This window comes from Pseudoxanthomonas jiangsuensis, assembly GCF_010093185.1.
In the GTDB taxonomy this organism is placed as follows: domain Bacteria; phylum Pseudomonadota; class Gammaproteobacteria; order Xanthomonadales; family Xanthomonadaceae; genus Pseudoxanthomonas; species Pseudoxanthomonas jiangsuensis.
The window spans coordinates 47,460-69,913 of record NZ_PDWL01000021.1 but is presented as its reverse complement, the minus strand read 5'-3'; the positions used below and the strand labels follow the sequence as shown (position 1 = coordinate 69,913).

Annotated in this window: 17 protein-coding genes; 8 read left to right on the top strand and 9 right to left on the bottom strand. The window is 71.7% G+C overall.

The window, feature by feature from the left end:
• Positions 1-160 precede the first annotated feature (160 nt).
• Both CSC62_RS13075 and CSC62_RS13070 read left to right on the top strand, forming a co-directional pair.
• On the top strand, positions 161-1,360 hold the full coding sequence (locus CSC62_RS13075; protein WP_162407116.1) for a DesA family fatty acid desaturase: 1,200 nt from the start codon (positions 161-163) through the stop codon (positions 1,358-1,360).
• Positions 1,360-1,725: an EF-hand domain-containing protein gene (locus CSC62_RS13070; protein ID WP_162407102.1), complete on the top strand. Its 366-nt coding sequence runs from the start codon at positions 1,360-1,362 to the stop codon at positions 1,723-1,725. The genes CSC62_RS13075 and CSC62_RS13070 overlap by 1 nt, the downstream gene beginning before the upstream one ends.
• Positions 1,726-1,744: 19 nt before the next feature.
• Here the strand turns inward: CSC62_RS13070 and CSC62_RS13065 are convergent, their stop codons facing one another.
• The gene (locus CSC62_RS13065) at positions 1,745-2,617 is read right to left on the bottom strand and encodes a glycosyltransferase family 2 protein (RefSeq protein WP_162407112.1); all 873 of its coding nucleotides are present in this window, start codon (positions 2,615-2,617) and stop codon (positions 1,745-1,747) included.
• Here CSC62_RS13065 and CSC62_RS13060 point away from each other — a divergent pair.
• Complete coding sequence (locus CSC62_RS13060; protein WP_162407114.1) at positions 2,616-3,665, top strand: CDP-glycerol glycerophosphotransferase; 1,050 nt, start codon at positions 2,616-2,618, stop codon at positions 3,663-3,665. The two genes, CSC62_RS13065 and CSC62_RS13060, sit on opposite strands and share 2 nt — an antisense overlap.
• 13 nt (positions 3,666-3,678) lie before the next feature.
• Here the strand turns inward: CSC62_RS13060 and CSC62_RS13055 are convergent, their stop codons facing one another.
• From CSC62_RS13055 to CSC62_RS13045, 3 genes are all read right to left on the bottom strand, one after another.
• Positions 3,679-5,199 carry a PH domain-containing protein gene (locus CSC62_RS13055; protein ID WP_162407100.1) on the bottom strand — a complete coding sequence of 507 codons (1,521 nt, stop codon included), beginning with the start codon at positions 5,197-5,199 and terminating at the stop codon, positions 3,679-3,681.
• Positions 5,196-5,720 carry a PH domain-containing protein gene (locus CSC62_RS13050; protein WP_246194417.1) on the bottom strand — a complete coding sequence of 175 codons (525 nt, stop codon included), beginning with the start codon at positions 5,718-5,720 and terminating at the stop codon, positions 5,196-5,198. Before CSC62_RS13050 ends, CSC62_RS13055 begins: the two co-directional genes overlap by 4 nt.
• 65 nt (positions 5,721-5,785) lie before the next feature.
• A complete protein-coding gene (locus CSC62_RS13045) occupies positions 5,786-6,691 on the bottom strand; it encodes a lauroyl acyltransferase (RefSeq protein WP_162407098.1) in 906 nt (301 codons plus the stop codon).
• Positions 6,692-6,793: 102 nt separating this feature from the next.
• Between CSC62_RS13045 and dtd the strand changes: the two genes are divergently transcribed.
• Together dtd and rpoD are read left to right on the top strand one after the other, a co-directional pair.
• Positions 6,794-7,234, top strand: coding sequence for a D-aminoacyl-tRNA deacylase (dtd, locus tag CSC62_RS13040; protein WP_162407096.1), 441 nt, complete (start codon positions 6,794-6,796; stop codon positions 7,232-7,234).
• 142 nt (positions 7,235-7,376) lie between these two features.
• Positions 7,377-9,236 carry an RNA polymerase sigma factor RpoD gene (gene rpoD, locus CSC62_RS13035; protein ID WP_162407094.1) on the top strand — a complete coding sequence of 620 codons (1,860 nt, stop codon included), beginning with the start codon at positions 7,377-7,379 and terminating at the stop codon, positions 9,234-9,236.
• Positions 9,237-9,294: 58 nt separating this feature from the next.
• Here the strand turns inward: rpoD and CSC62_RS13030 are convergent, their stop codons facing one another.
• The 4 genes from CSC62_RS13030 to CSC62_RS13015 all read right to left on the bottom strand — a co-directional run bounded on the left by CSC62_RS13030 (position 9,295) and on the right by CSC62_RS13015 (position 16,546).
• Positions 9,295-9,684, bottom strand: coding sequence for a hypothetical protein (locus tag CSC62_RS13030; RefSeq protein WP_162407092.1), 390 nt, complete (start codon positions 9,682-9,684; stop codon positions 9,295-9,297).
• 383 nt (positions 9,685-10,067) lie between these two features.
• A complete protein-coding gene (locus CSC62_RS13025; RefSeq protein ID WP_162407090.1) occupies positions 10,068-11,147 on the bottom strand; it encodes a copper resistance protein B in 1,080 nt (359 codons plus the stop codon).
• Positions 11,144-13,003 (bottom strand): copper resistance system multicopper oxidase, encoded by a 1,860-nt coding sequence (locus tag CSC62_RS13020; protein ID WP_162407088.1) that lies wholly within the window; start codon positions 13,001-13,003, stop codon positions 11,144-11,146. Before CSC62_RS13020 ends, CSC62_RS13025 begins: the two co-directional genes overlap by 4 nt.
• Positions 13,004-13,087: 84 nt before the next feature.
• Positions 13,088-16,546 carry a hybrid sensor histidine kinase/response regulator gene (locus CSC62_RS13015; RefSeq protein WP_162407086.1) on the bottom strand — a complete coding sequence of 1,153 codons (3,459 nt, stop codon included), beginning with the start codon at positions 16,544-16,546 and terminating at the stop codon, positions 13,088-13,090.
• Positions 16,547-16,714: 168 nt separating this feature from the next.
• On the opposite strand from CSC62_RS13015, the gene CSC62_RS13010 reads away from it, so the two are divergent.
• Genes CSC62_RS13010 through CSC62_RS13000 form a run of 3 tightly spaced genes read left to right on the top strand, consistent with a single transcriptional unit; the run spans position 16,715 to position 21,056 of the window.
• Entirely contained in the window at positions 16,715-18,112 is a 1,398-nt protein-coding gene (locus CSC62_RS13010; protein ID WP_162407084.1) for an MFS transporter, read from the top strand.
• Positions 18,109-20,523, top strand: coding sequence for a GH36-type glycosyl hydrolase domain-containing protein (locus tag CSC62_RS13005; protein WP_162407082.1), 2,415 nt, complete (start codon positions 18,109-18,111; stop codon positions 20,521-20,523). Before CSC62_RS13010 ends, CSC62_RS13005 begins: the two co-directional genes overlap by 4 nt.
• Positions 20,520-21,056 (top strand): gluconokinase, encoded by a 537-nt coding sequence (locus CSC62_RS13000; protein ID WP_170298371.1) that lies wholly within the window; start codon positions 20,520-20,522, stop codon positions 21,054-21,056. The genes CSC62_RS13005 and CSC62_RS13000 overlap by 4 nt, the downstream gene beginning before the upstream one ends.
• Here CSC62_RS13000 and CSC62_RS12995 read toward each other — a convergent pair.
• On the bottom strand, positions 20,992-22,422 hold the full coding sequence (locus CSC62_RS12995; RefSeq protein ID WP_162407080.1) for an FAD/NAD(P)-binding protein: 1,431 nt from the start codon (positions 22,420-22,422) through the stop codon (positions 20,992-20,994). The two genes, CSC62_RS13000 and CSC62_RS12995, sit on opposite strands and share 65 nt — an antisense overlap.
• Positions 22,423-22,454: the final 32 nt, after the last annotated feature.

The following is a 22,454-nucleotide window of genomic DNA, read 5'->3' as shown; positions in this document are numbered from 1 at the left end:
GCGGGGGTGGACATCGGCGGCGGGGCTTCCTGAACGACTGCGCCGCGTGTCGAAAAGTGCGCGGCCGGCAGGTGAAGTTTGCCGGAACAGGCCCCATCATGTCCGCATGCCGGCACGCCGCGTGCATGCCTGCAATCCGCCCTTCCACGAGTTCCTGGCCATGCCCGACGCGTTGCTCGACTTCCTCACCTCCGGCGTGGCCGGCCTCGGCTGGCTGGGCCTGCTGGCGGTGCTGCTGGTGTTCACCCAGCTCACCATCTTCTCGGTGACCCTGTACCTGCACCGCAGCCAGGCCCACCGCGGCGTGGATTTCCATCCGGCGCTGAACCACTTCTTCCGCTTCTGGACCTGGCTGACCACCTCGATGATCACCCGCGAGTGGGTGGCCATCCACCGCAAGCACCACGCCAAGGTGGAGACCGAGGAAGACCCGCACAGCCCGCAGACCCGCGGCATCGCCAAGGTGTTCTGGGAGGGCGTGGAGCTGTACCGCGAGGCCCGCGCCGACCGCGCCTCGATCGAGCAGTACGGCAAGGGCGCGCCGGAGGACTGGATCGAGCGCCGGCTGTACACCCCGCACGCCAACCTCGGCCCGAGCGTTTTGCTGTTCGTCAACTTCGGCCTGTTCGGCCTGCCGGGCATCGCCCTGTGGGCGATCCAGATGGCCTGGATCCCGTTCTGGGCCGCCGGCGTAGTCAACGGCCTGGGCCACTGGTGGGGCTACCGCAACTTCGAATCGGCCGACACCTCGACCAACCTGACCCCGTGGGCGGTGTGGATCGGCGGCGAGGAGCTGCACAACAACCACCACGCCTTCCCCAGCTCGGCGCGGTTCTCGATGCGGCGCTGGGAGTTCGACATCGGCTGGGTCGCGATCAAGGGCCTGGAGAAGGTCGGCCTGGCCAAGGTTCTGCGGGTGGCGCCGAGCCTGGACATCCGCCCGAACATCGCCGTGCCCGATGGCGAGACCCTGCGCGCCCTGCTGTCGCACCGGTTCCAGGCGATGACCGACTACCAGCGCAATGTGCTCAAGCCGGCCCTGCGCGAGGAAGCCGGCGCGGCCGGCGAGAAGCTGCGCCGGCTGCTGCCGCGGCGGATGCGCCGCGGGCTGGTCGACGACGGCCGCTGGCTCAAGCCGGACGCGCGCGAGCAGCTGCGCAGCTGGGTCTCGCAGCGCCCGCGGATCCAGGCCCTGGTCGAGCACCGGGCGCGGCTGTCGGCCCTGCTGGAGGCGCGCAGCCACGACGCGGCTGAGCGCCTGCGCCAGCTGCAGGCCTGGTGCCAGGAGGCCGAGGCCAGCGGCATCCGCGCCTTGCAGGACTATTCGATGCGGCTGAAGGGTTACGCCCTGGCGCACTGATGTCCGTGAGCCGCCACCGCGCTGCTTCCCATCCGCGCCTAGGCCTGGTGCTGTGCGCCGGCCTGCTCGCCGCCGCCGGCGCCCTCGCCCAGGTCGAGCGCACCGGCGACTACCTGGCGAAGATGGATACCGACGGCGACGGCCGCGTTTCCCAGGCCGAGTACGTGGCCTGGATGGGTTACGCCTTCGAGCGCATGGACCGCGACGGCGACGGCGTGCTGAGCGCCGAGGAGCAGCCCGGCGGCAAGGGCAGGCCGATCGGCCTGGACGCGCACCGCCAGCGCCTGGCCGAGCGTTTCAAACGCCAGGACGCCAACGGCGACGGCTGGCTCGACGCCCGCGAACTGGCCGCCCCGCCCTTGTAGGCGCCGGCAAGACCGGCGCCTACAAGGGGTCTTCGGCGTGCGGCGGGTTCTCCGGCGCCCCGGGCGCTACCTGCGCCGGCGGATCGGCCACCGCCTGCCCGTGCTCCAGCAGCCACAGCATGATCGCCTTCTGCCGCACGTAGTTGGCGCGCACGTAGGCGTAGACCAGCCCGCGCCAGCCGTCGAGGAAGCCGCCGCGCAGCAGCCAGCCGCGCCAGAACCGCCAGGCCGGGGCCAGCACCAGCTTGCTCCAGCGGGCGCGCCTGCCGCGGGCGAACTCGTGCTCGGCCATCATCCGCGCGTAGCGCTGGGTCTTGGCCAGCTGCTGCTCCAGCGAGCGGTAGGGGTAGTGGACCAGGTCGCCGTCCAGGCGCCGCACCGGCCCGTCGACGCTGGCCGCCTCGTGGATCTCGCGGCTCCCGCGCCAGCCGCCGCGGCGGCGGTCGAACAGGCGCAGAACCCGGTCCGGGTAGGCGTTGCCGTGGCGCAGGAAGCGGCCGAAGTAGTCCGACAGCCGGGCGAAGCGGTAGCCGGCCGCGCCGGGAAAGCCGGCCGCGCGCGCGGCCTCGATCGAGGCGCGCAGTTCCGGGCTCACGCGCTCGTCCGCATCCAGGCACAGCACCCAGTCGTGGGCGGCCTGTTCGACCGCGAACTGCTTCTGGCTGCGGAAGCCGTCGAACGGCCGGTGCAGCACCCGCGCCCCGGCCGCCGCGCAGATGGCCACGGTGGCGTCGGTGGAGCCGGAGTCGACCACCACGATCTCGTCGCAGAATGCCAGCGAGGCCAGGCAGTCGCCGATGCGGCCGGCCTCGTTGAACGCGATAATGCAGGCCGACAGCGGCGCCGGTCCGGCACGCGGGACAGAGGACGAAGGGAGCGCGGACGAGTCGATGGCGGACTACCTGCTTTTTGCGACCGAGCGGTATGGTCTGCCCATTCTGCAACCGTTGGCCGACGCCCTGCACGCCGGCGGCCACCGGGTGCATGCCCTGCTGGCCGCCGGCGCGGCCGGGCTGGCCCTGCCGGCGCCGGTGCGGGCGGTGGACGTGCGCGGCGCGGCCCGGCTGCGGCCGCGGGCGGTGTTCAGCGCCTCCAACGAGGTGCCGACCTTCGTCGCCGGGGCCAAGGTCCAGCTGTTCCACGGTTTCAACGTCGAGAAGCGCGCCGACGAACAGGGCCACTTCCGGGTCCGCGGCCTGTTCGACCTGTACTGCACCCAGGGACCGGCGACCACCGCGCCGTTCCAGGCCCTGGCCGCGCGCCTGGGGCATTTCGCCGTGGTCCAGACCGGCTGGCCCAAGCTCGACCCGCTGTTCCGCGACGACGGCGGCGCGGCCGCGGCCCTGCGCGCCCAGGCCGGCGAGCGCCCGGTGGTGATGTTCGCGTCGACCTTCACCGAGCGCCTGAGCGCGGCCCCGCACCTGCTGCCGGGGATCGCCGCCGAAATCGCCCGCGGCGATCGCTACTGGCTGCTGACCCTGCATCCGAAGTGTCCGCCGGCGCTGTTCCAGCGCTACCGCGCCCTGGCCGGGCCGAACGCGGCCTTCGTCGAGCCCGAGCAGCTGGTCACCGCCCAGCGCGCGGCCGACGTGCTGCTGGCCGACACCACCTCGGTGGTGTCCGAGTTCGTGGTCCAGCACAAGCCGGTGGTGACCTTCCGCAACCGCGCGCCGAAGCCGCACATGCTCGACTTCGACGATCCGGCGCGGCTGCCGGAGATGCTGGCGCACGCCTTCGACCCCGGGCCGGCGCTGCGCGCGGCGATCGTCGCCTATGCCGGGGCCATCCACCCGTACCGCGATGGCCGTTCCTCGGAGCGGGTGATCGAGGCGACCGGGGCCCTGCTGGACGGCCGCCTGGGCACCCTGGCGCGCAAGCCCCTGTCCGCTTTGTGGCGGGCCTGGCAGATCCGCCGCGAGCTCGGTTACTGGGGCGTCTGAGCGAGCCCTCGCCTCACCACCGCAGCCGCCGCGCCGCCAGCATCCCGGCCAGCCGGGCCTGCAGGGCGCGCGCCTCGGCCTCGGGCAGGTAGCGGATCCGCAAGGGCGGCGACATCGCCCCGGCGCCGGCCGTGTCCAGCCACAGGCTCGCCGTGCCCAGCCAGCGGTCCAGCGGCGAGCGCTGCAGGCGCAGGGCCTGCAGCTTGTCGACCTCGGCGAAGCGCCACCAGCGCGACCACCAGCCGCCGCGCACCGCCAGCAGCCGCGCATCGAGCACGTAGCCCAGGCGCCCGGCCTGGCGCCAGGCCGCGTAGGCCGACCAGGGCAGCCACAGCAGCACCAGCAGGCCCCAGGGACCGAAGTGCCAGCACAGCACCGCGGCCAGCAACAGGTTCCAGGGCGCGCTGCCGGCGAACAGCCGCCACCAGCAGCGCCGCGGCAAAGGCTGCCACTGTTGCGGCGGCCACTGCATTCCGGGCAGCAACTGCGCGACCAGGGCGTCGCAGGCCTGCGCGGTGGCGATCGGCGCCAGTTCGCGCAGCTTGCGCGGATCGTCCTCGCGGCCGCCGGTGGCGGTGTCGATCCGCAGGCTGCGCCGCCGCAGCCAGCGGTGGACCAGGGTTTCCTGCAGGAACCAGGCCTGGATCCGCCGCGGCGGCACGCTGCTGCGCATCCGTGCGAACAGGCCGCGCTCCACCGTCAGCCGGCGCTGCGCCTGGCTCAGGCGGAAGCCGTGGTACTGGCTCAGCGCCAGCGCCACCGACAGCAGCCGCAGCACGAACAGGAACAGGCCGATCGCGGCCATGGCCGCCGAAGCCACGCCCAGCCAGCCCAGGTGCAGGTCGCCGGCATAGCCGGCCGCGTCGCGGAAGAAGCGCTGGGCCAGGTTGCCCAGGGCGCGGTCCGGGAAGGCCTGGAACAGCAGGCCGAAACCGGCGGCGACCACGATCATGCCGCGATTGGACACCAGGCCCAGGCGCACCACCTCGGCGGTGGGCAGGGCCAGCAGGATCTGCCCGTCCCCGCCAGCATCGCTGGCGGCCTGCCCGTCAGTAGGCGCCGCCGCAGTGGCCGCGCCGCGATGGCGCACCAGGCGCTCCAGCGCCAGCGCCTGCTCCAGGCCGAGCACGCGCATCTGCGCCTCTGGCTTGCTGCCGCCGGCCGCCTCCAGCCGCACTTCGGCCACGCCGAAGATCCGGTGCAGCAGGCTCTGGTGCACGGCGACGTTGTGGATCCGCGCGAACGGGATCTCGCGCTGGTTGCGCTGCAAAAGGCCGCTGCGGACGCTGATGCCGTCCTGGCCGATCCGGTAGCGGTAGGTGAAGTACTGCAGCACCGCCACCGCCACCAGCACGACCACGCCGAGCAGGGGCGCCCATTCGGCGAAGTCGCCGCCCGGGCCCTGGCGGCGGCCGGCGAACAGCAGCACCAGCAACGGCACGATGAACTGCCGCAGCTGCTGCAGCAGCACGAACAGCCACGACCACGGGTGCAGGCGCTGGTCGGCCGGCGGCGGCGCCGCGTCCACGCTCACAGCGCGTCGTCGGCTTCGACCTGGCGCGCCAGGTGCGCGCGCAGCGCCTCGGCATCGTCCAGCGCCAGCAAGGGCAGTTTCACCGCCGCCATCCGGGTACCGGCGGTGTGCACCACCAGGGTCGCCAGGCCGAGCTGGCGCTCCAGCGGCCCGCGCTCCAGATCCAGGTGCTGGACCCGTGAGACCGGCACCAGGGTCTCCTGGCGCCACCACCCGCCGCGGCGGGTGGCGAAGCCTTCCGCGTCCAGCTTCCAGCCGATCCGGCGGTGGCGCAGCCGGCCGAAGGCCGCGCCGGCCAGCAAAGCCAGCAGCACGGCCGCGCCCACCACCTGCCAGCGGGGCCAGGGCACCAGTTGGCTGGCCAGCACGCCCAGGCCGATGCCGCCGCTCAGGGCGGTCACCGTCGCGGTGCCGGCCGCGTACAGCAAGGCGCCGCGGCGCGGCAGGGGCTGCCAGTCGGCGGCCTGGACCGTCGCCGGGCCGGGAACGGAGGGTGTCGGATCGTCCTGGATCTCGGTCACGGCGGCGCGCGCGATGGCTGGGGAGTCCGGATCGTACGGGTTTTGCCCGGCGGCCGGCAGCGGCGTCAGCGCTTCACGTAGGGATTGGCTTCGCCGCTGCCGGGCGGGCGCAGGGTGTAGCGCTTGTACGTCCACTGGTACTGCGCCGGATCGCGGCGGGCGATGCGCTCGACCTCGCGGTTGAGGCAATCCACCGCCGCCTGCGGGTCCGGATCGGCGATCGCCGCCGGCGCCGGCTCCACGTGCAGGGCGAACCCGGGGCCGCTGTCGATGCGTTCGCACCAGGCCAGCAGCACCGGCGCGCCTGTGCGCTCGGCCAGGCGCGAGAGCAGGGTCATGGTCAGCGCCTGCACCCCGAAGAACGGCGCGAACTCGCCGTCGCCGGCCTTGGGCTGCTGGTCGGGCAGGATCCCGACCGCGCCGCCGTCCTTGAGCACCTTCCACAGCTGGCGCACGGCCGGGCCCTCGGCCCGCACCTGGCGCACGTTGTCCACGCCGCGCACCTGCTGCAGGAATTCGTCGCCGACCGCCGATTCCGGCGGCCGATAGACGATCGCGATCGGCCCGCGCGAGGCCAGCCACTGGTTGAGCAGCTCCCAGTTGCCGAAGTGCGGCGCGGCCACGATCACCCCGCGGCCGGCGGCCAGGGCGGCGTCGTACAGGTCCTCGCCGTGGCGCTCGCGCAGCAGGGCCAGGTTGGCGGCCGGTGGCCGGGTCCACAGCTTGAGCGTCTCCAGCGCCTGGCGTGCCGTGGTGCGCAGGATCCGGCGGTGCAGGGCGTCGCGCTGCCCGGTCTCCAGGCCGGGGAAGGCCAGCTCCAGGTTGCGCCGCGCCACCCGGCTTTCGCGCGCGTCCTGCCATCGCCACAGCGCCGCCACCGCATCGCCCAGCCGGTACAGCCACGACCAGGGCAGGCGCCCGAGCAGGGAGGCGGCGATGACGAGCAGGCGGGCTTGGCGGTGGGCGGACATGCGCAAAGTCTAGGCCGAATCGCCGCGTGCCCGACGCCGGGCAGGTGACATCGCGCCCGCGACTGCCGATGCTGCACGTCCCGCACCGGCCGGAGGAACTGCATGCTCGCCCTGATCCAGCGCGTCTCCCGTGCCTCGGTCGAGGTGGACGGACAGGTCGTCGGCGAGATCGGCCCAGGCCTGCTGGCCCTGGTCGGCGTGCAGCCCGGCGACGGCGATGCGCAGGTGGCGCGGATCAGCCAGAAGCTGCTGGGCTATCGGGTTTTCTCCGACGATGCCGGCAGGATGAACCGCTCCCTGGACGACACCGGGGGCGGCCTGTTGCTGGTCAGCCAGTTCACCCTGGCCGCCGACACCGATTCGGGCATGCGCCCGGGCTTCAGCACCGCCGCGCCGCCGGCCGAGGCTGAACCGGTTTTCAACCGCCTGCTCGAAAGCTGCCGCCAGCGGCATGCCGGCCGGGTGGAAACCGGGCGCTTCGGTGCCCATATGGTGGTCAGCCTGGTCAACGACGGCCCGGTGACCTTCCTGCTCAGGGCCTGATCGAAAGGTCTGGCCGGCCCCGATCCGACTGAACGCCAGGTGCCGCAAGTCGTTGACGTACAAGGGCTGGGCCGCTTTCGGGCCGGTGCCCTGTTATAATGCTAGGTTCTCTTCACCATCTTCATGACCGGTGGCGCCGCACATGGCCAACGAACGCCCAGCCCAGCAATCCGAAATCAAGCAGCTCATCAGCAAGGGCCTGGAGCAGGGCTACCTGACCTATGCCGAGGTCAACGACCACCTGCCCGACGACCTGGTCGATCCGGAGCAGCTGGAAGACATCATCGGCATGATCAACGGCATGGGCATCGATGTCCATGAGGTCGCGCCCGACGCCGAGACCCTGCTGCTCAACGACGGCAACACCGGCAATCGCGAGATCGACGATACCGCCGCCGAGGAAGCCGCCGCCGCGCTGACCGCGCTCGACTCCGAGGGCGGCCGCACCACCGACCCGGTGCGCATGTACATGCGCGAGATGGGCACGGTCGAGCTGCTGACCCGCGAGGGCGAGATCGCCATCGCCAAGCGCATCGAGGAAGGCCTGGGCCAGGTCCAGGCCGCCTTGGGCAGCTTCCCGTGGTCGGTCGAGCTGCTGCTCGAGGAATACGAACTGCACAAGGCCGGCAAGAAGCGCCTGGCCGAGGTCGTGGTCGGCTTCAACGACCTGGTCGAGGAAGTGCCCGAGCCCGAGCCGGTCGCCGTGGCCGACGATGCCGATGCCGAGGGCGACGAGGACGAAGACGAGGACGTCGGCGACGAGGAAGAGACCGAGGCCGGCCCGACCGGCCCGGATCCGGCCGAGGTCGCCCGCCGCATGGAGCAGCTGGCCGCCGACTACGCCAAGTTCAAGAAGGCCCACGCCAAGGCCGGCGCCCAGGCCAAGAACGTGATCAAGATGCGCGCCGAGATGGCCGAGCAGTTCGTCACCTTCAAGCTGCCGCTGCCGCTGACCGACACCCTGGTCCGCAAGCTGCGCGACGTGCTGGGCCAGATCAAGGACCACGAGCGCCGCGTGCTGCACCTGGCGACCAATGTCGCCCGCATGCCGCGCAAGGGCTTCATCCGCGCCTGGGAAGGCAACCAGGTCAACCTGGAGTGGGTGGACGAGGTCCTCAAGCGCAAGCAGAAGTGGTCGTCGGCCCTGCGCGACGTCAAGGACCAGATCGTGGCCGAGCAGCAGGCCACCATCGCCGTGGAGCAGGCCATGTGCCTGGACCTGTCCGACATCCGCGAGATCGGCCGGCAGATGGCCTACGGCGAGGCCAAGGCGCGCAAGGCCAAGAAGGAGATGGTCGAGGCCAACCTGCGCCTGGTGATCTCGATCGCCAAGAAGTACACCAACCGTGGCCTGCAGTTCCTGGACCTGATCCAGGAGGGCAACATCGGCCTGATGAAGGCGGTCGACAAGTTCGAGTACCGCCGCGGCTACAAGTTCTCGACCTACGCCACCTGGTGGATCCGCCAGGCGATCACCCGCTCGATCGCCGACCAGGCGCGCACCATCCGCATCCCGGTGCACATGATCGAGACGATCAACAAGCTCAACCGCATCTCCCGCCAGATGCTCCAGCAGTACGGCCGCGAGGCCACGCCGGAGGAGCTGGCCAAGGAGATGGACATGCCCGAGGACAAGATCCGCAAGGTCATGAAGATCGCCAAGGAGCCGATCTCCATGGAGACCCCGATCGGCGACGACGAGGACTCGCACCTGGGCGACTTCATCGAGGACACCAACGTCGAGTCCCCGATCGAAAACACCACCAACATCAACCTGATGGAAACGGTGCGCGACGTCCTCGCCGGCCTGACCCCGCGCGAGGCCAAGGTCCTGCGCATGCGCTTCGGCATCGACATGAACACCGACCACACCCTCGAGGAAGTGGGCAAGCAGTTCGACGTCACCCGCGAGCGCATCCGCCAGATCGAGGCCAAGGCGCTGCGCAAGCTGCGCCACCCGTCGCGCTCGGAGCAGCTGCGCAGCTTCCTCGACATCGAGTAGGCGGTTCCGTCATTGCCAGGATATGCCCACGACAGCCGCCAAAGCGGCTGTCGTGCTTTCAGGACGACGTTGCGGGGTTGCCCAAGTGCGGGAAGTGAGTTTCCGCATGACAGTTGGCACATAACACGGTGCATTTGGCGGCCTCCCGCAGAACCTCGTCACGAGATCGATTCGACAGCGCCCGAAGATCGAGCGAGAACTTCTTGTTCTTAGGGTCCAGGTGATGCCAGGTCAATGCAGCCAAGTTGCGGTCATAGCCGCAACGCGTGCACCGCCCACCCATGGCATCGAGAAGTTCGCGCTTGCGGCGGAGGCCACGTTGACCCTGCGCGACATAGCTTTGATGGCGGTGGTTGGTGTCGGCGTTCTTGCAGGGGCGGCTGCAGAAGCGCGTCTGCCGCCCCGCGAGCTCGTTGCCGCACGTCGCGCATGTTCTGGGTGATTTCATCAAATGATCATAATCCGTAGTTTGAGTGGGCGACGGCGGCCCGGGGTTGGTACGATTGCGCGCACGGGCCTATAGCTCAATGGTTAGAGCAGAGGACTCATCGAAAAGGTGACCCCGGCATCGAAAGGGCCGGCGGAAAAACGGGATGAATTCAGGGGAACCGCAGCGGTCCGGCCGGCGGCAATCCTGAGCCTAGCCGGCGGTACACCGCCGGAAGGTGCAGAGACTACCTGAGGGCTGCAGTGCCCTTGATGACAGGCTAGAGCGTCCCGCACCCTCTCAGCGCAAGCTGCGGGTGAAGAGATAGTCCGCGCCGTGGGGAAACCCCCGGAATAAGCGAATCCTTTGGTTCCAGGTTCGAGTCCTGGTGGGCCCACCATTCGCTAGAACCACCAGCGCACGCCGGCGACCCAGCGGGTGTCGCGCGTCGCCTCGTCCTCGTTGCGGCGGTGGTCGGCGGTGCCGCCGAACGTGCGCTCGTGCGCCAGGCCCACATAAGGCGCGAAGCGGCGGGTGACCTCGTAGCGCAGGCGCAGGCCCGCTTCCGCCGACGACAGGCCCGAGCCGATGCCCCGCCGCGGGTCGTCGCGCCCATGCAGCTCGACCTCGAGCAAAGGCTGCAGGACCAGGCGATTGGTCAGCAGCAGTTCGTACTCCACTTCCGCCGTGAACGCGGTGCGGCCTCCATCGCCGACGTACACGGTGGCCGAGGTCTCGAACTTGTACGGCGCCAGGCCCTGCAGGCCGATCGCCGCCCAGCTGCGCGAGGCGCCCGGATCGAAGTCGTGGCGCACGCCGGCCACCAGGTCCCACCAGGGGCCGATGGCGCGGCCGTACAGCATTTCCAGGTCGGCGGCGTGGGTGCGGCCGTCCTCGCGCTCGCCTTCGCTGCGCAGCCACAGCCTTCGCACGTCGCCGCCGATCCAGGCGCTGCCTTCCCAGGCCTGGCCGCTGCCCGGATCGGCATCCCAGGCCTCGAGGCGGTTGAAGCGGACCAGGCTGTGGATGCCGGCGTCGTGGGCGTGGGGATGCCGCAGCACCGGGAACGCGGCGGCGCGGTCGGCGTCGGTGGGAACCGGGATCGGTTCCCGCGGCGCCCGCGCGTCCCGGTTGCGCGGGGTGCAATGGCCCATGGCGGCGTGTTCGGGCGGGCAGGCGGGATCGGCGGTCGCATCCGCCGGTACCTGGGCGGGGACAGGCGTGCAGTGGCCCATTGCCGCGTGCTCCGGTGGGCATGCAGCCGCGGCCGTCACTTTCGTGGCGGGACTTGGCGAGGCTGGCGTGCAGTGGCCCATGGCGGCATGTTCCGGCGCGCAATCGCGGCTGGGTGCGGGCTCGGGAACGGGCAGGGTGCAGTGGCCCATCGCCTCGTGTTCCGCCGTGCAGCCGGCCTGGGCCCGGGCGATCGCCGGCACGCAGGCCAGTGCCAGCGCGATGGCGAAGATGAGGATCGTGCGGCTCATGCGCCTTCCTCCACCCGCACCTCGCGCATCATCCCGCCCTCCATGTGGTAGAGCAGGTGGCAGTGGTAGGCCCAGCGGCCAAGCGCGTCGGCGCGCACGCGGTAGCTGCGGCGGGTGCCGGGCGGCATGTCGACGGTGTGCTTGCGCACCTGGAAGGCGCCGTCGGCGTCTTCCAGGTCGCTCCACAGGCCGTGCAGGTGGATGGGGTGCTGCATCATCGTGTCGTTGACCAGGACGATGCGCAGGCGCTCGCCGTAGTTCAGGCGCAAGGGCTGGGCGCTGGCGAACGGGATGCCGTCGAAGGACCAGGCGAACTTCTCCATGTGCCCGGTCAGGTGCAGCTGGATCTCGCGGCCGGGATCGCGGCCGTCGGGATCGTCGAACAGGCTGCGCAGGTCGGCATAGGCCAGCACCCGGCGGCCGTTGCCGCGCAGGCCGATGCCCGGATCGTCCAGGCGCGGGCCGGTGGGCGAGGACTGCATGTCCACCAGCGGGCTGCGGTGCTCGCTGGACGGATGGACGACGGCGGCGACGCCATGCCCGGCGTGCGCATCGGCGTGCCCGGCATGCATGGCTGAACCATCGCCACTCCCGGCAGCGTGTTTCATCGTTGCGCCGCAGCCGCCCTCGGCACCGTGGCCCTTCGCGGCGCCGCAGCCGCTCTCCATCCCCGCGCCACCGTGTCCGGCATGGTCACCATGCGTGCCGTGGCCCATGTCCTCCATCGTCAGCAAGGGGCGCGGGTCGTTCGCCGGCACCGGCGCGGCCAGGCCGTGGCGCGCCGCCAGCGTGCCGCGGGCGAAGCCGGTCCGGCCCATGTCCTGGGCGAAGATGGTGTAGGCGTCCTGGCCGGAGGGCTCGACGATCACGTCGTAGGTCTCGGCCGCGGCGATCCGCAGTTCGTCGACGGTGACCGGGTGCACGTACTGGCCGTCGGCGGCGACCACGGTCATCTTCAGGCCGGGGATGCGCACGTCGAAATAGGTCATCGCGCCGGCGTTGATCAGGCGCAGCAGCACCTTCTCCCCCGGCTTGAACAGGCCGGTCCAGTTGGCCGCGGGCGGCTGTCCGTTGAGCAGGTAGGTGTAGGTGTGGCCGTTGACGTCGGACAGGTCGCTGGGGGTCATCCGCATCCGGCCCCACATGCCGCGGTCGGCCAGGGTGGCGCGCAGGCCGTCCTCGCGCGCGTCGTGGACGAAATCGCCGACGGTGCGCTTGTAGTGGTTGTCGTAGGACGGCGCCTTCTTCAGCCGGCGGAACAGCGCGTCCGGCGCCAGGTCGGTCCAGTCCGAGAACAGCAGCACGTGCTCGCGGTCGTAGCGGTACGGCGGCGGCTGCAGGGGATCGACGATGATCGCACCGTACAGGCCGGCCTGCTCCTGGAACATGGAGTGGCCGTGGTACCAGTAGCTGCCGGACTGCTTCAGGGTGAAGCGGTACAGCCAGCTCTCGCCGGGGGCGATGCCGTCGAAGCTCATGCCCGGCACGCCGTCCATGTTCGCCGGCAGCAGGATGCCGTGCCAGTGGATCGAGGTCGGCGCGCCGGCGAGGCGGTTGGCCACGCGCACGCTGACGGTGTCGCCTTCGCGCCAGCGCAGGATCGGCGCGGGCAGGCTGCCGTTGACGGTCACCGCCGGGCGCGGGCGGCCGGTGATGTTCACTTCGGCCGCGCCGATGTCCAGCTCGAAGGCGGTGCCGCGCAGGACGGCGGGAGCGGCGGCATTGGCGGCGTGCGGTCCGGCGGCGCGCAGCAGGCCGCTGCCGCCGGCCAGGCCGGCGAAGGCCAGGCCCTGGACGAAGCGGCGACGGGGCAACGAGGGCGGGGCGCCGAAAGGCGGGGGGACGGTTCCGGTCATGCCGGCCATTGCACACTCTGGAGCTGGATCAAGGTCAAGCCTTGCCTGGCGCGTCCGTGACCGATGTCGAAGGCCGGGAACGGATCAGGCATCGACGTCCGCATGCCCGGTGGCGGGCACCTGGGCGGCCAGCCAGGCGCGCAGGGAGGCGGGCTTCACCGGCTTGGTCAGCAGCCGGTAGCCGCGCTGCCGGGCCTGGCGCTTGAGCTCGTCGCGGCCGTCGGCGGTGAGCAGGGCGCCGGGGATCGGCCCGCCGGCTTCGCGCAGGGCGTCCAGGGTGTCCAGGCCGTCGAGGCGGTCGTGCAGGTGGTAGTCGACCAGCATCGCCTGCGGCGCGCTGTCGGCCATCCGCGCCAGCGCCTCGTCCACGGTGCCGGCGGTGATCGCCGTGGCCTGCCAGCGGCCCAGCAGCAGGCGCATGCCGTCGAGGATCTCCTGGTCGTTGTCCACGCACAGCACGCGCAGGCCGGCGAGCGAGCCGGCGCCCGGCAGGGCCGCGGCCGGCGGGGGCGCAGCCGGCAGGGCCGCCGCGCGCGGCACGCTGATCGAGAACATGCTGCCGCGGCCGACCTGGCTGCGCGCGTCCAGGCCGTGGTCGAGCAGGCGCGAGATGCGCTGGCAGATCGACAGGCCCAGGCCGAGGCCGCGCTCGCCCCAGTCGAACGGCTGCTGGTAGCGGTGGAACTCGTCGTAGATCTGGCGCATGTGCTGCTCGGGGATGCCCGGGCCGGTGTCCCAGACCTGCAGCGCCACCTGGCCGCCGTGCGCACGCATGCCCAGTACGATCCGGCCCTGGCGGGTATAGCGCAGGGCGTTGGCCAGGAAGTTCTGCAGCACCCGGCGCAGCAGCCGGCGGTCGCTGCGCACCGGGCAGGAGCGCGCGTGCGCGTGCAGGGCCAGGCCGCGGCCGGCGGCGACCGGGGCGTATTGCGCGGCCAGCTCGCGCAGCAGCTCGCCGGCGTCGAACACGGTGACCTCGGCCTGCAATGCGCCGGTGTCCAGGCGGGAGACGTCGAGCAGGCCGTCGAGCAATTCCTCGGCCGCGCGCAAGGAGGCATCCACGCGCTCGGCCAGATGCCTCTGCTCGTCCTCCGGCTGGCCGCCGTCGCGCAGGGCCGAGGCGAACAGGCGCGCGGCGTTGAGCGGCTGCAGCACGTCGTGGCTGATCGCGGCCAGGAAGCGGGTGCGCGACTGCTGCGCGTCCTCGGCTTCGCGGGTGCGCTCGGCCACGCGCTGCTCCAGGGTCTCGTTGGCCTCGCGCAGGGCCTGCTCGGCGTGCTTGTAGGCGGTGATGTCGTTGTAGCTGGTGACGTAGCCGCCGCCGGGCAGGGCCTGGCCGCGCATCTCGATCACGCTGCCGTCGGGACGCACGCGCTCGAACACGTGCGGGGTGCCGGCGCGCATGTGCTCGATGCGCTTGCGCACGTGCGCGCCGGGATCGCCCTCGCCCAGTTCGCCGCGCTCGGCGTTGTAGCGGATCAGGTCGGCGACCGGACGGCCGACGTAGAGCATCCCGGCCGGGTAGCCGAACATCTGCTGGTAGCGGCGGTTCCAGGCCACCAGGCGCATGTCCGGGTCGACCACGCTGACCCCGGCGCTGATGTTCTCCAGGGTGGTGGAAAGGATCTCGCGGTTGAAGCGCAGTTCCTGGCCGGCCTCGTCCAGCAGGGCCATCACCTCGCTCAGGTGCATGCCCGAGCCGCGCAGCACGCTGGTCAGCACCAGGCGTGCGGAGGCCGCACCGATCGAGGCGGCCAGCAGGCGCTCGGTGAACTGGATCCAGAGGCGGTCGGCGGCGGCGGCCGGCTGCAGTTCGCGGCCCAGGGCGATGGCCTGCTCGGAGAAGGCGCGGCGCGCGTGGCGCTCGCCGACGATGCGCACCGCCAGCGCCTGCAGGTCGCCGACGCTGACGTTGCCCGGCCATTCGCTCTGGGCCAGGGTCTGGCGCTCGGCGTAGGGATCCAGGAACGGGGCGATCCGCAGGCGCTCGTCCACGCTCGGGCGCCAGCGCGCCGAGACCAGCATCATCACCGCGCCGTTGAGCAGCAGCGACCAGAAGGTGCCGTGGGTCAGCGCGTCCCAGCCGCTGAGCCCGAACAGCTGCTGCGGCCGCAGCCAGTGCAGGCCGAACGGGCCGTCGACCATCCACGAGGCGTCGAACAGGCCCGAGGCCGACAGCGCCGGCAGCAGCAGGGTGTAGATCCAGGTAGCGAAGCCGGCCAGCAGGCCGAACTCCACCCCGCGCCGGCTCGCCCCGCGCCAGTAGAGTCCACCGATCAGGCCCGGTGCGAATTGCGCCACGGCGGCGAACGCCATCACCCCGTACGCGGCCAGGGTGGTGTCGCCGCCGAGCCAGCGGTAGTAGCCGTACGCGCACAGCGACAGCAGAAGGATCGACAGCCGCCGCACCCACAGCACCAGCGAGGCCACGTCGGCGGCGGCGTGGCGCTCGCCCCAGCCGCGACGCAAAAGCACCGGCATCACCAGGTCGTTGCTGACCATGGTCGCCAGCGCGATCGAGGCCACGATCACCATGCCGGTCGCGGCCGAGAAGCCGCCTACGTACGCGGCCAGCGCCAGCGCGTTGCGGCCCTCGGCCAGCGGCAGGGCCAGCACGAAGGTGTCGCTGGCGACGTGGCCGTCGCCGCCGAACAGGGCCACGCCGGCGGAGGCAATCGGCACCACCATCACCGAGATCAGCATCAGGTAGCCGCCGAACATCCAGCGCGCCTTGCGGATGTCGGCCACGTCGCCGCATTCGACCACCGCCACCTGGAACTGGCGCGGCAGGCAGACGATGGCCAGGAAGCCGAGCAGGGTCTGGGCGACGAAGCCCACCGGCGGCGCCTGCTCGAACAGGGTCCGCGCCGACTCGGCGATGCGCAGGTCGCGCCCGCCCAGCCACGACCAGGCGAACACGCCCACCGCCACCATCGCCACCAGCTTGACCAGCGACTCCAGGGCGATGGCCAGCATCATGCCGTGGTGGTGCTCGGTGGCATCGACCTGGCGGGTGCCGAACAGCGCGGCGAACAGCGCCATCAGCAGGGCCACGTACAAGGCCGGGTCGGCGACGATCCCGACCTGCTCGGCGTCCTGGCCGGAGAGCACGCTCAGGCTCATCGCCACCGCTTTGTACTGCAGGGCCACGTAGGGAATGATGCCGACCAGGATGATCACCGTGACCAGCGCCGCCAGCCGCCGCGAGCGGCCGTAGCGGGCGGAGATGAAGTCGGCGATCGACACGGTGTTCTGGCTGCGCGCGATCAGCGCCAGGCGCTCGATGATCCGCCAGCCGAACAGCAGCAACAGCAGCGGGCCGAGGTAGATCGGCAGGTAGCCGATGCCGTTGCGCACCGCGCTGCCGACCGCGCCGTAGAAGGTCCACGAGGAGCAGTACACCGCCAGCGCCAGGCTGTAGACCACCGGCCGCAGCCACGGCCGGTCCGGGTACATCGGCCGACGGTCGCCCCACCACGCCACCGCGAACAGCAGAGCGGCGTAGCCGACCGACACCAGCAGAAGGATCCAGCTCGGGACCAAGGCGGCCCTCCTCACCTCGAGCGGCGAGTGTACTGCGGCGCATGGTGGCCGCGTCGCGCCGCGCTTGCCTGCATGCGGGGATACCGGCAAGCTTGACAACGCTGTCAGGCAGAAAAACCGGCGGATGCGCGCGAGGGGCGTGGCATGCCGGACTTCGGGGGCGAGGGCATGACGCAGGACCAGAACACGGCGCATGCCGGCCATCCGCGCACGCGCGACGCCGGCGCGCGCCTGCCGCTGCGCGAGAAACTCGGCTACGGCATCGGCGACTTCGGCTTCAACCTGTACTGGGCCAACATCTCGGCCTTCCTGCTGATCTTCTACACCGACGTGATGGGCCTGGCCGCCGGCGCGGTCGGCACCATGATGCTGGTGACCAAGCTGGTGGACGCGGTCACCGATCCGATGATGGGCGCGATCGCCGACCGCACCCGCACCCGCTGGGGCCGCTTCCGCCCGTACATCCTCTACGGCGCCCTGCCGCTGGCCTTCACCGGCGTGCTGACCTGGACCGTGCCCGACCTGGACGGCGGCGGGAAGCTGCTGTGGGCGTACGGCACCTTCACCCTGATGATGCTGGCCTACACCGTGCTGGCGATGCCGTACTCGGCGCTGAGCGGGGTGATGACCGCCGACAGCCAGCAGCGCACCACCCTGATCAGCTTCCGCTTCATCGCCGCCTTCGCCGGCACCACGGTGGTCAACTGGCTGACCCTGGACCTGGTGCGCTGGCTGGGCCGCGGCGACGAGCCGCTGGGCTGGCAGCTGACCCTGGGCCTGTACGGGATCGTCGCGGCGGTGTGCTTCGCCATCGTCTTCGCCACCACCCGCGAGCGCATCGAGCCGCCGCCGCAGCAGCGCAACGCGGTCCGGCAGGACATCCTCGACCTGCTGCGCAACCGGCCGTGGCTGGTGCTGTTCGTGCTGGCCCTGGTGATCATGGTCACCATCGTGATGCGCAGTGGCTCGCTGGTGTACTACCTCAAGTACCACATCGGCCGGCCCGAGCTGACCGGACTGTTCCTGGGCAGCTACTCGGTGGCGCTGGCGGTGGGCGCGGCGCTGACCCCGGTACTGACCCGCTTCATCGACAAGCGCCGCCTGCTGATGCTGCTGATGGCCGCGGTCGGCGTGGCCAGCTGCGCCATGTACTTCGTGCCCCGGGAACAGATCTGGCTGGCGTTCGGCCTCAACACCGTGGTCGGCCTGCTGCTGGGGCCGAAGTCGCCGCTGGCGTTCTCGATGTACGCCGACTGCGCCGACTACACCGAGTGGAAGACCGGCCGCCGCGCCACCGCGATGACCTTCGCTGCGGCGGCGTTCTCGCAGAAGTTCGGCGGCGCCCTGGCCTCGGCCCTGATCGCCTGGATGCTGGCCGGCATGGGCTACGTCGCCAACCAGGCCCAGTCCGACGCCTCGCGCCTGGGCATCGTCCTGCTGCTCACCGTGATCCCGGGCGTGGTGGCTTTGCTGGCGGCGTGGGTGATGCGCTTCTATCCGCTGGACGATGCGGCCCTGGCCCGGGTCCAGTCCGACCTGCAGGCACGCCGGGAGGCGACCGCATGAGCAACACCCCCTTCTACGGCTTCGAGCAGCAGGGTCGGCGCTTCGTCCTGCGCAGCCCGACCGCGATGGCGCAGGCCTCCACCTTCCTGTGGAACCGGCGGATGCTGCTGCAGCTCAACTGCCGCGGCTACGCCACCGCCCAATTCATGCAGCCGGAGCCGGCCAAGTACGCGCACGCGCCGAACCTGGAGGCCAAGACCTTCATGCAGCCGGAGCAGCCGTACTACGCCCATCATCCGGGCCGCTTCTGCTACGTGAAGGACGAGGACAGCGGCGCGCTGTTCTCGCTGCCGCACGCGCCGGCGAACCGGACGCCGGAAGCCTTCGCATTCTCGGTCGGCCAGGGCGACGTGGCCTGGACGGTGCGCGGGGAAGGGATCGAACTGGAATGGTCGGTGCGGCTGCCGCTGGAGGACGTGGCCGAACTGTGGACGCTGCGCGTGCGCAACGTCTCCGGCCGCGCGCGCCGGATCAGCCTGTATCCGTACTTCCCGGTCGGCTACATGTCGTGGATGAACCAGTCCGGGCGTTATCGCGAGGACCTGGGCGGGATCGTCTGCGACAGTGTCACCCCGTACCAGAAGGTTGCTGACTGGTTCCGCCAGCGCGACTTCAAGGACCGCACCGTTTTGCTGCACGAGCGCGCGCCGGATGCGTGGGAAGCCAATCAGGCCGCGTTCGAGGGCGCCGGCGGCCTGCATGCGCCCGATGCGGTCGGCCGCGGACGCCTGGAGTGCGGCGACGCCCTGTACGAGACTCCGACCGCGGCCCTGCAGTACCACCTGGCGCTGGCGGCGGACGAGGCGCAGGAGTTCCGCTTCCTGTTCGCGCCGGCGCACGACGACGCGGAGATCGCCGCGCTGCGCGCGCGGCACCTGTCCGCGGCCGGATTCGCCGCGGCCGAAGCGGCGTACGCCGACTACCTGGAAGAAGGCCGCGGCTGCGTGCGGATCGAGACGCCCGATCCGTGGCTGGACGACTTCGCCAACCACTGGCTGCCGCGCCAGGTCTACTACCACGGCGATTCCAACCGCCTGACCACCGACCCGCAGACCCGCAACTACCTGCAGGACCACATGGGCATGGCCTACCTGCGGCCGGCGACGGCGCGGGCGGCGTTCCTGCACGCGCTGTCGCAGCAGGAGCCGAACGGAGCGATGCCGGACGGCATCCTCCTGGTCGAGGGCGCCGAGCTGAAGTACATCAACCAGGTGCCGCACACCGACCACTGCGTGTGGCTGCCGGTGTGCCTGCAGGCCTACCTGGACGAGACCGGCGACGACGCCCTGCTCGACGTCGAGGTGACGGACCGCGAAGGCCATGCCGCCAGCGTCGCCGAGCGCATCGACCGCGCCATGTACTGGCTGCTCGGCCAGCGCGACGGACGCGGGCTCAGCTACATCGCCCAGGGCGACTGGTGCGACCCGATGAACATGGTCGGCTGGAAAGGCCGCGGCGTCTCCGGCTGGCTGTCGCTGGCCAGCGCGCATGCGCTGCAACTGTGGGCCGACATCTGCCAGCGCCACGGCCGGATCGAGGCGGCGGCCGGCTTCCGCCAGGGCGCCGAGGACTTCAACGCCGCGGTCAACGCCCATCTCTGGGACGGCGACTGGTACGGCCGCGGCATCACCGACGACGGCGTGGCCTTCGGCGTGCGCGCCGACGCGGAAGGACGCATTTACCTCAACCCGCAGAGCTGGGCCCTGCTCAGCGGCGCGGCCGACCCCGGCCAGCGCACGCGCCTGCTGGCGGCGGTCGAGGCCGAACTGGTCTCGCCGCACGGCGTGGCCATGCTCGGTCCGCCCTATACCGGCATGCGTGAGGACGTGGGCCGGCTGACCCAGAAGTTCCCCGGCTCGGCCGAGAACGGCGCGGTCTACAACCATGCCGCCGCGTTCTGGATGCATGCGCTGTACCGCGCCGGCGAAACCGACCGCGCCTGGTCGGCCCTGCGGGCGATGCTGACCGGGCCCGGTCCGGACGAATGCCTGCAGCGCGGCCAGCTGCCGGTGTTCGTACCCAACTACTACCGCGGCGCCTGGCGCCTGCATCCGCGCACCGCCGGCCGCTCCAGTCAGCTGTTCAACACCGGCACCGCGGCCTGGCTGTACCGCTGCCTGGTCGAGTCGCTGGTCGGCCTGCGCGGCGACGGCCAAGGCCTGCGGATCGCACCGCAGCCGCCGTCGCACTGGCCGCGGCTGCGCGCGTGGCGGCGGTTCCGCGGCGCGGAGTTCGAGCTGGAAGTCGAGCGCGTCGCGGGGTTGCGGGCGCGGCGCGTGGCGGTGGACGGGCAGTGGCTGGAAGGCGACCGGCTCGGCTCGATCGAACCCGGGCGCCGCTACCGGGTGCGGGTGGAACTGCCGCCGTCGGAGGCGACGCCGGCCGCGGTCGTTGGCCAGGCGGGCGCATGAGCACCACCGGCATTCCACCTGCGGCGGCCGGCGGCGAGACGCGCGTGGCCGTGGTCATGGGCGTGTCCGGCAGCGGCAAGACCACCCTGGCGCAGGCGCTGGCGGCGGCGTGGCCGGCGACCTTCCTGGATGCCGACGATTTCCACAGCGACGAGGCCAAGGCGTGGATGGGCAGCGGCCGGCCGCTGACCGACGCGATGCGCCTGCCCTGGGTCGAGCGCATCGCCGCCGACCTGCGTGCGCGGGTCGCGGCCGGCGAGCGGGTGGCGCTGGCCTTCTCCGGCCTGCGCCGGGGCCACCGCGACCTGCTGCGCGCCGCCGGGCTGCCCCTGCGCTTCCTGTTCCTGCATGGCGATGCGGACCTGATCGGCGCGCGCATGGGCGCGCGCGAGGGCCACTACATGCCGGTGTCGCTGCTGCAGAGCCAGTTCGCCGCGCTCGAGGATCCGCGCGGGGAGGCCGACGTGGTCACCGTGGAGGTGTCGCTGCCGCCCGACGAACAGCTGCGCAGAGCCCTGGCCGCGCTGTCTTAGGCGTCAGCCAGTCGCGGGCGACGGCTTCGGCCTGCATTCGCAGTTCCGGCACCGCGATCGTTTCCCAGTCCTGGCCGATGCGCAGGCTGCCGATCACGCGCAGGTCGTCCTGGGGCCGGCGGTCGGCATCGAGCAGGCGCCCATCGCCGTCGCTGGCCAGGCCGATGCCATGGGCGCCGGGACAGGCGTGGCCTTCGCCCAGCAGTCGATCGAGCAGCGGGTTGCGCATGGCCTGCACCCGCAGTTCCAGCCCGGTGGCGTTGACCACGTGGTCGACGTCCAGGACCAGGGTGCGGCCGTCGCGGGTGCGTGCGCCCAGCTGCACGCAGCGCTGGCCGGCCACCGCCAGGTCCAGGCGGGCGCGGTGCAGGTGCAGGCGGCCGCTGTCGTGCAGGGCCTGCAGCGCGGCCTGCACCTGCGGCGCGACCCGGTGGCGATGGATATCCCACGCGCGTCGCGCATGCCGCAGGAAGCGGCGCTGCTCGGCCGCCGGCAAAGAGCGCCACAGCGCCCGGCCGTGCGGCCGCAGCCGCTCCATCACCCCCTGCCAGGGCAGGCCGTGCTGGCCCGCGTCGCGGACCCGGGCGCGGATCGCGCGCAGCCGCGCGCGGGTGCCGAGGGCGTGCAGGGATTCGACCTCGAACCCTTCGTCGAGCGCATGCGCGGGCGCGTGCGCCAGCGGCAGCAGGCCGTGGCGCGAGAGCAGGTGGACCTGGCCGCGGTGACCGTTGGCGGCCAGGGTCAGCAGCGCGTCGGCCATGCTCAGGCCGGTGCCGACGATGCAGACGCTGGCCTCCGGACCGATCGCGGCGATGCCGTCGTAGTCCCAGGCGTCGATCAGGCGCGGCTTGGCCAGGGCGCCGGAACCGCGCACCGGCAAGGGCCGCGGCGCGTTGCCGGCAGCGAGCAGGACCCGGCGCGCGGCGATCCGCTCCGGCCCGGCCTCGATCGTCCAGCCGCCGTCCGCGCGCAGCAGGGCGCCGGCCCTGTGCGGAACCACGTCCAGGCGGGCCGGGCTGGCGGCCATCGCCTGGCGCAGGCGTTCGCGCAGGTAGTGGGCGTAGTCGCGGCGGGGCGCGAAGCCGGCCGCCAGCGCCTCGCGCGGCTGGTCGGCATGGCCGGGGCGGGTGGCGAGCCAGTCGAGGAAATCCTCCGGTTGTTCCGGCAGCGCGCTCATCCGCCCGGTCGGGACGTTGAGCAGGTGCTCGCCGCGCGCGGTGGAATAGGCCACGCCCTCGGCCAGCCGCGGCGCCGGTTCCAGCAGGGCGATGGCCAGCGGCCCGCGGGCCTGGCGCAGCAGCTGGATCGCGGCGAGCACGCCGGCCGCGCCGCCGCCGACGATGGCGATGTCGTATCGGGACTGCATCGGCCGATTGTACCGGCGGAAACCTTCGCGCC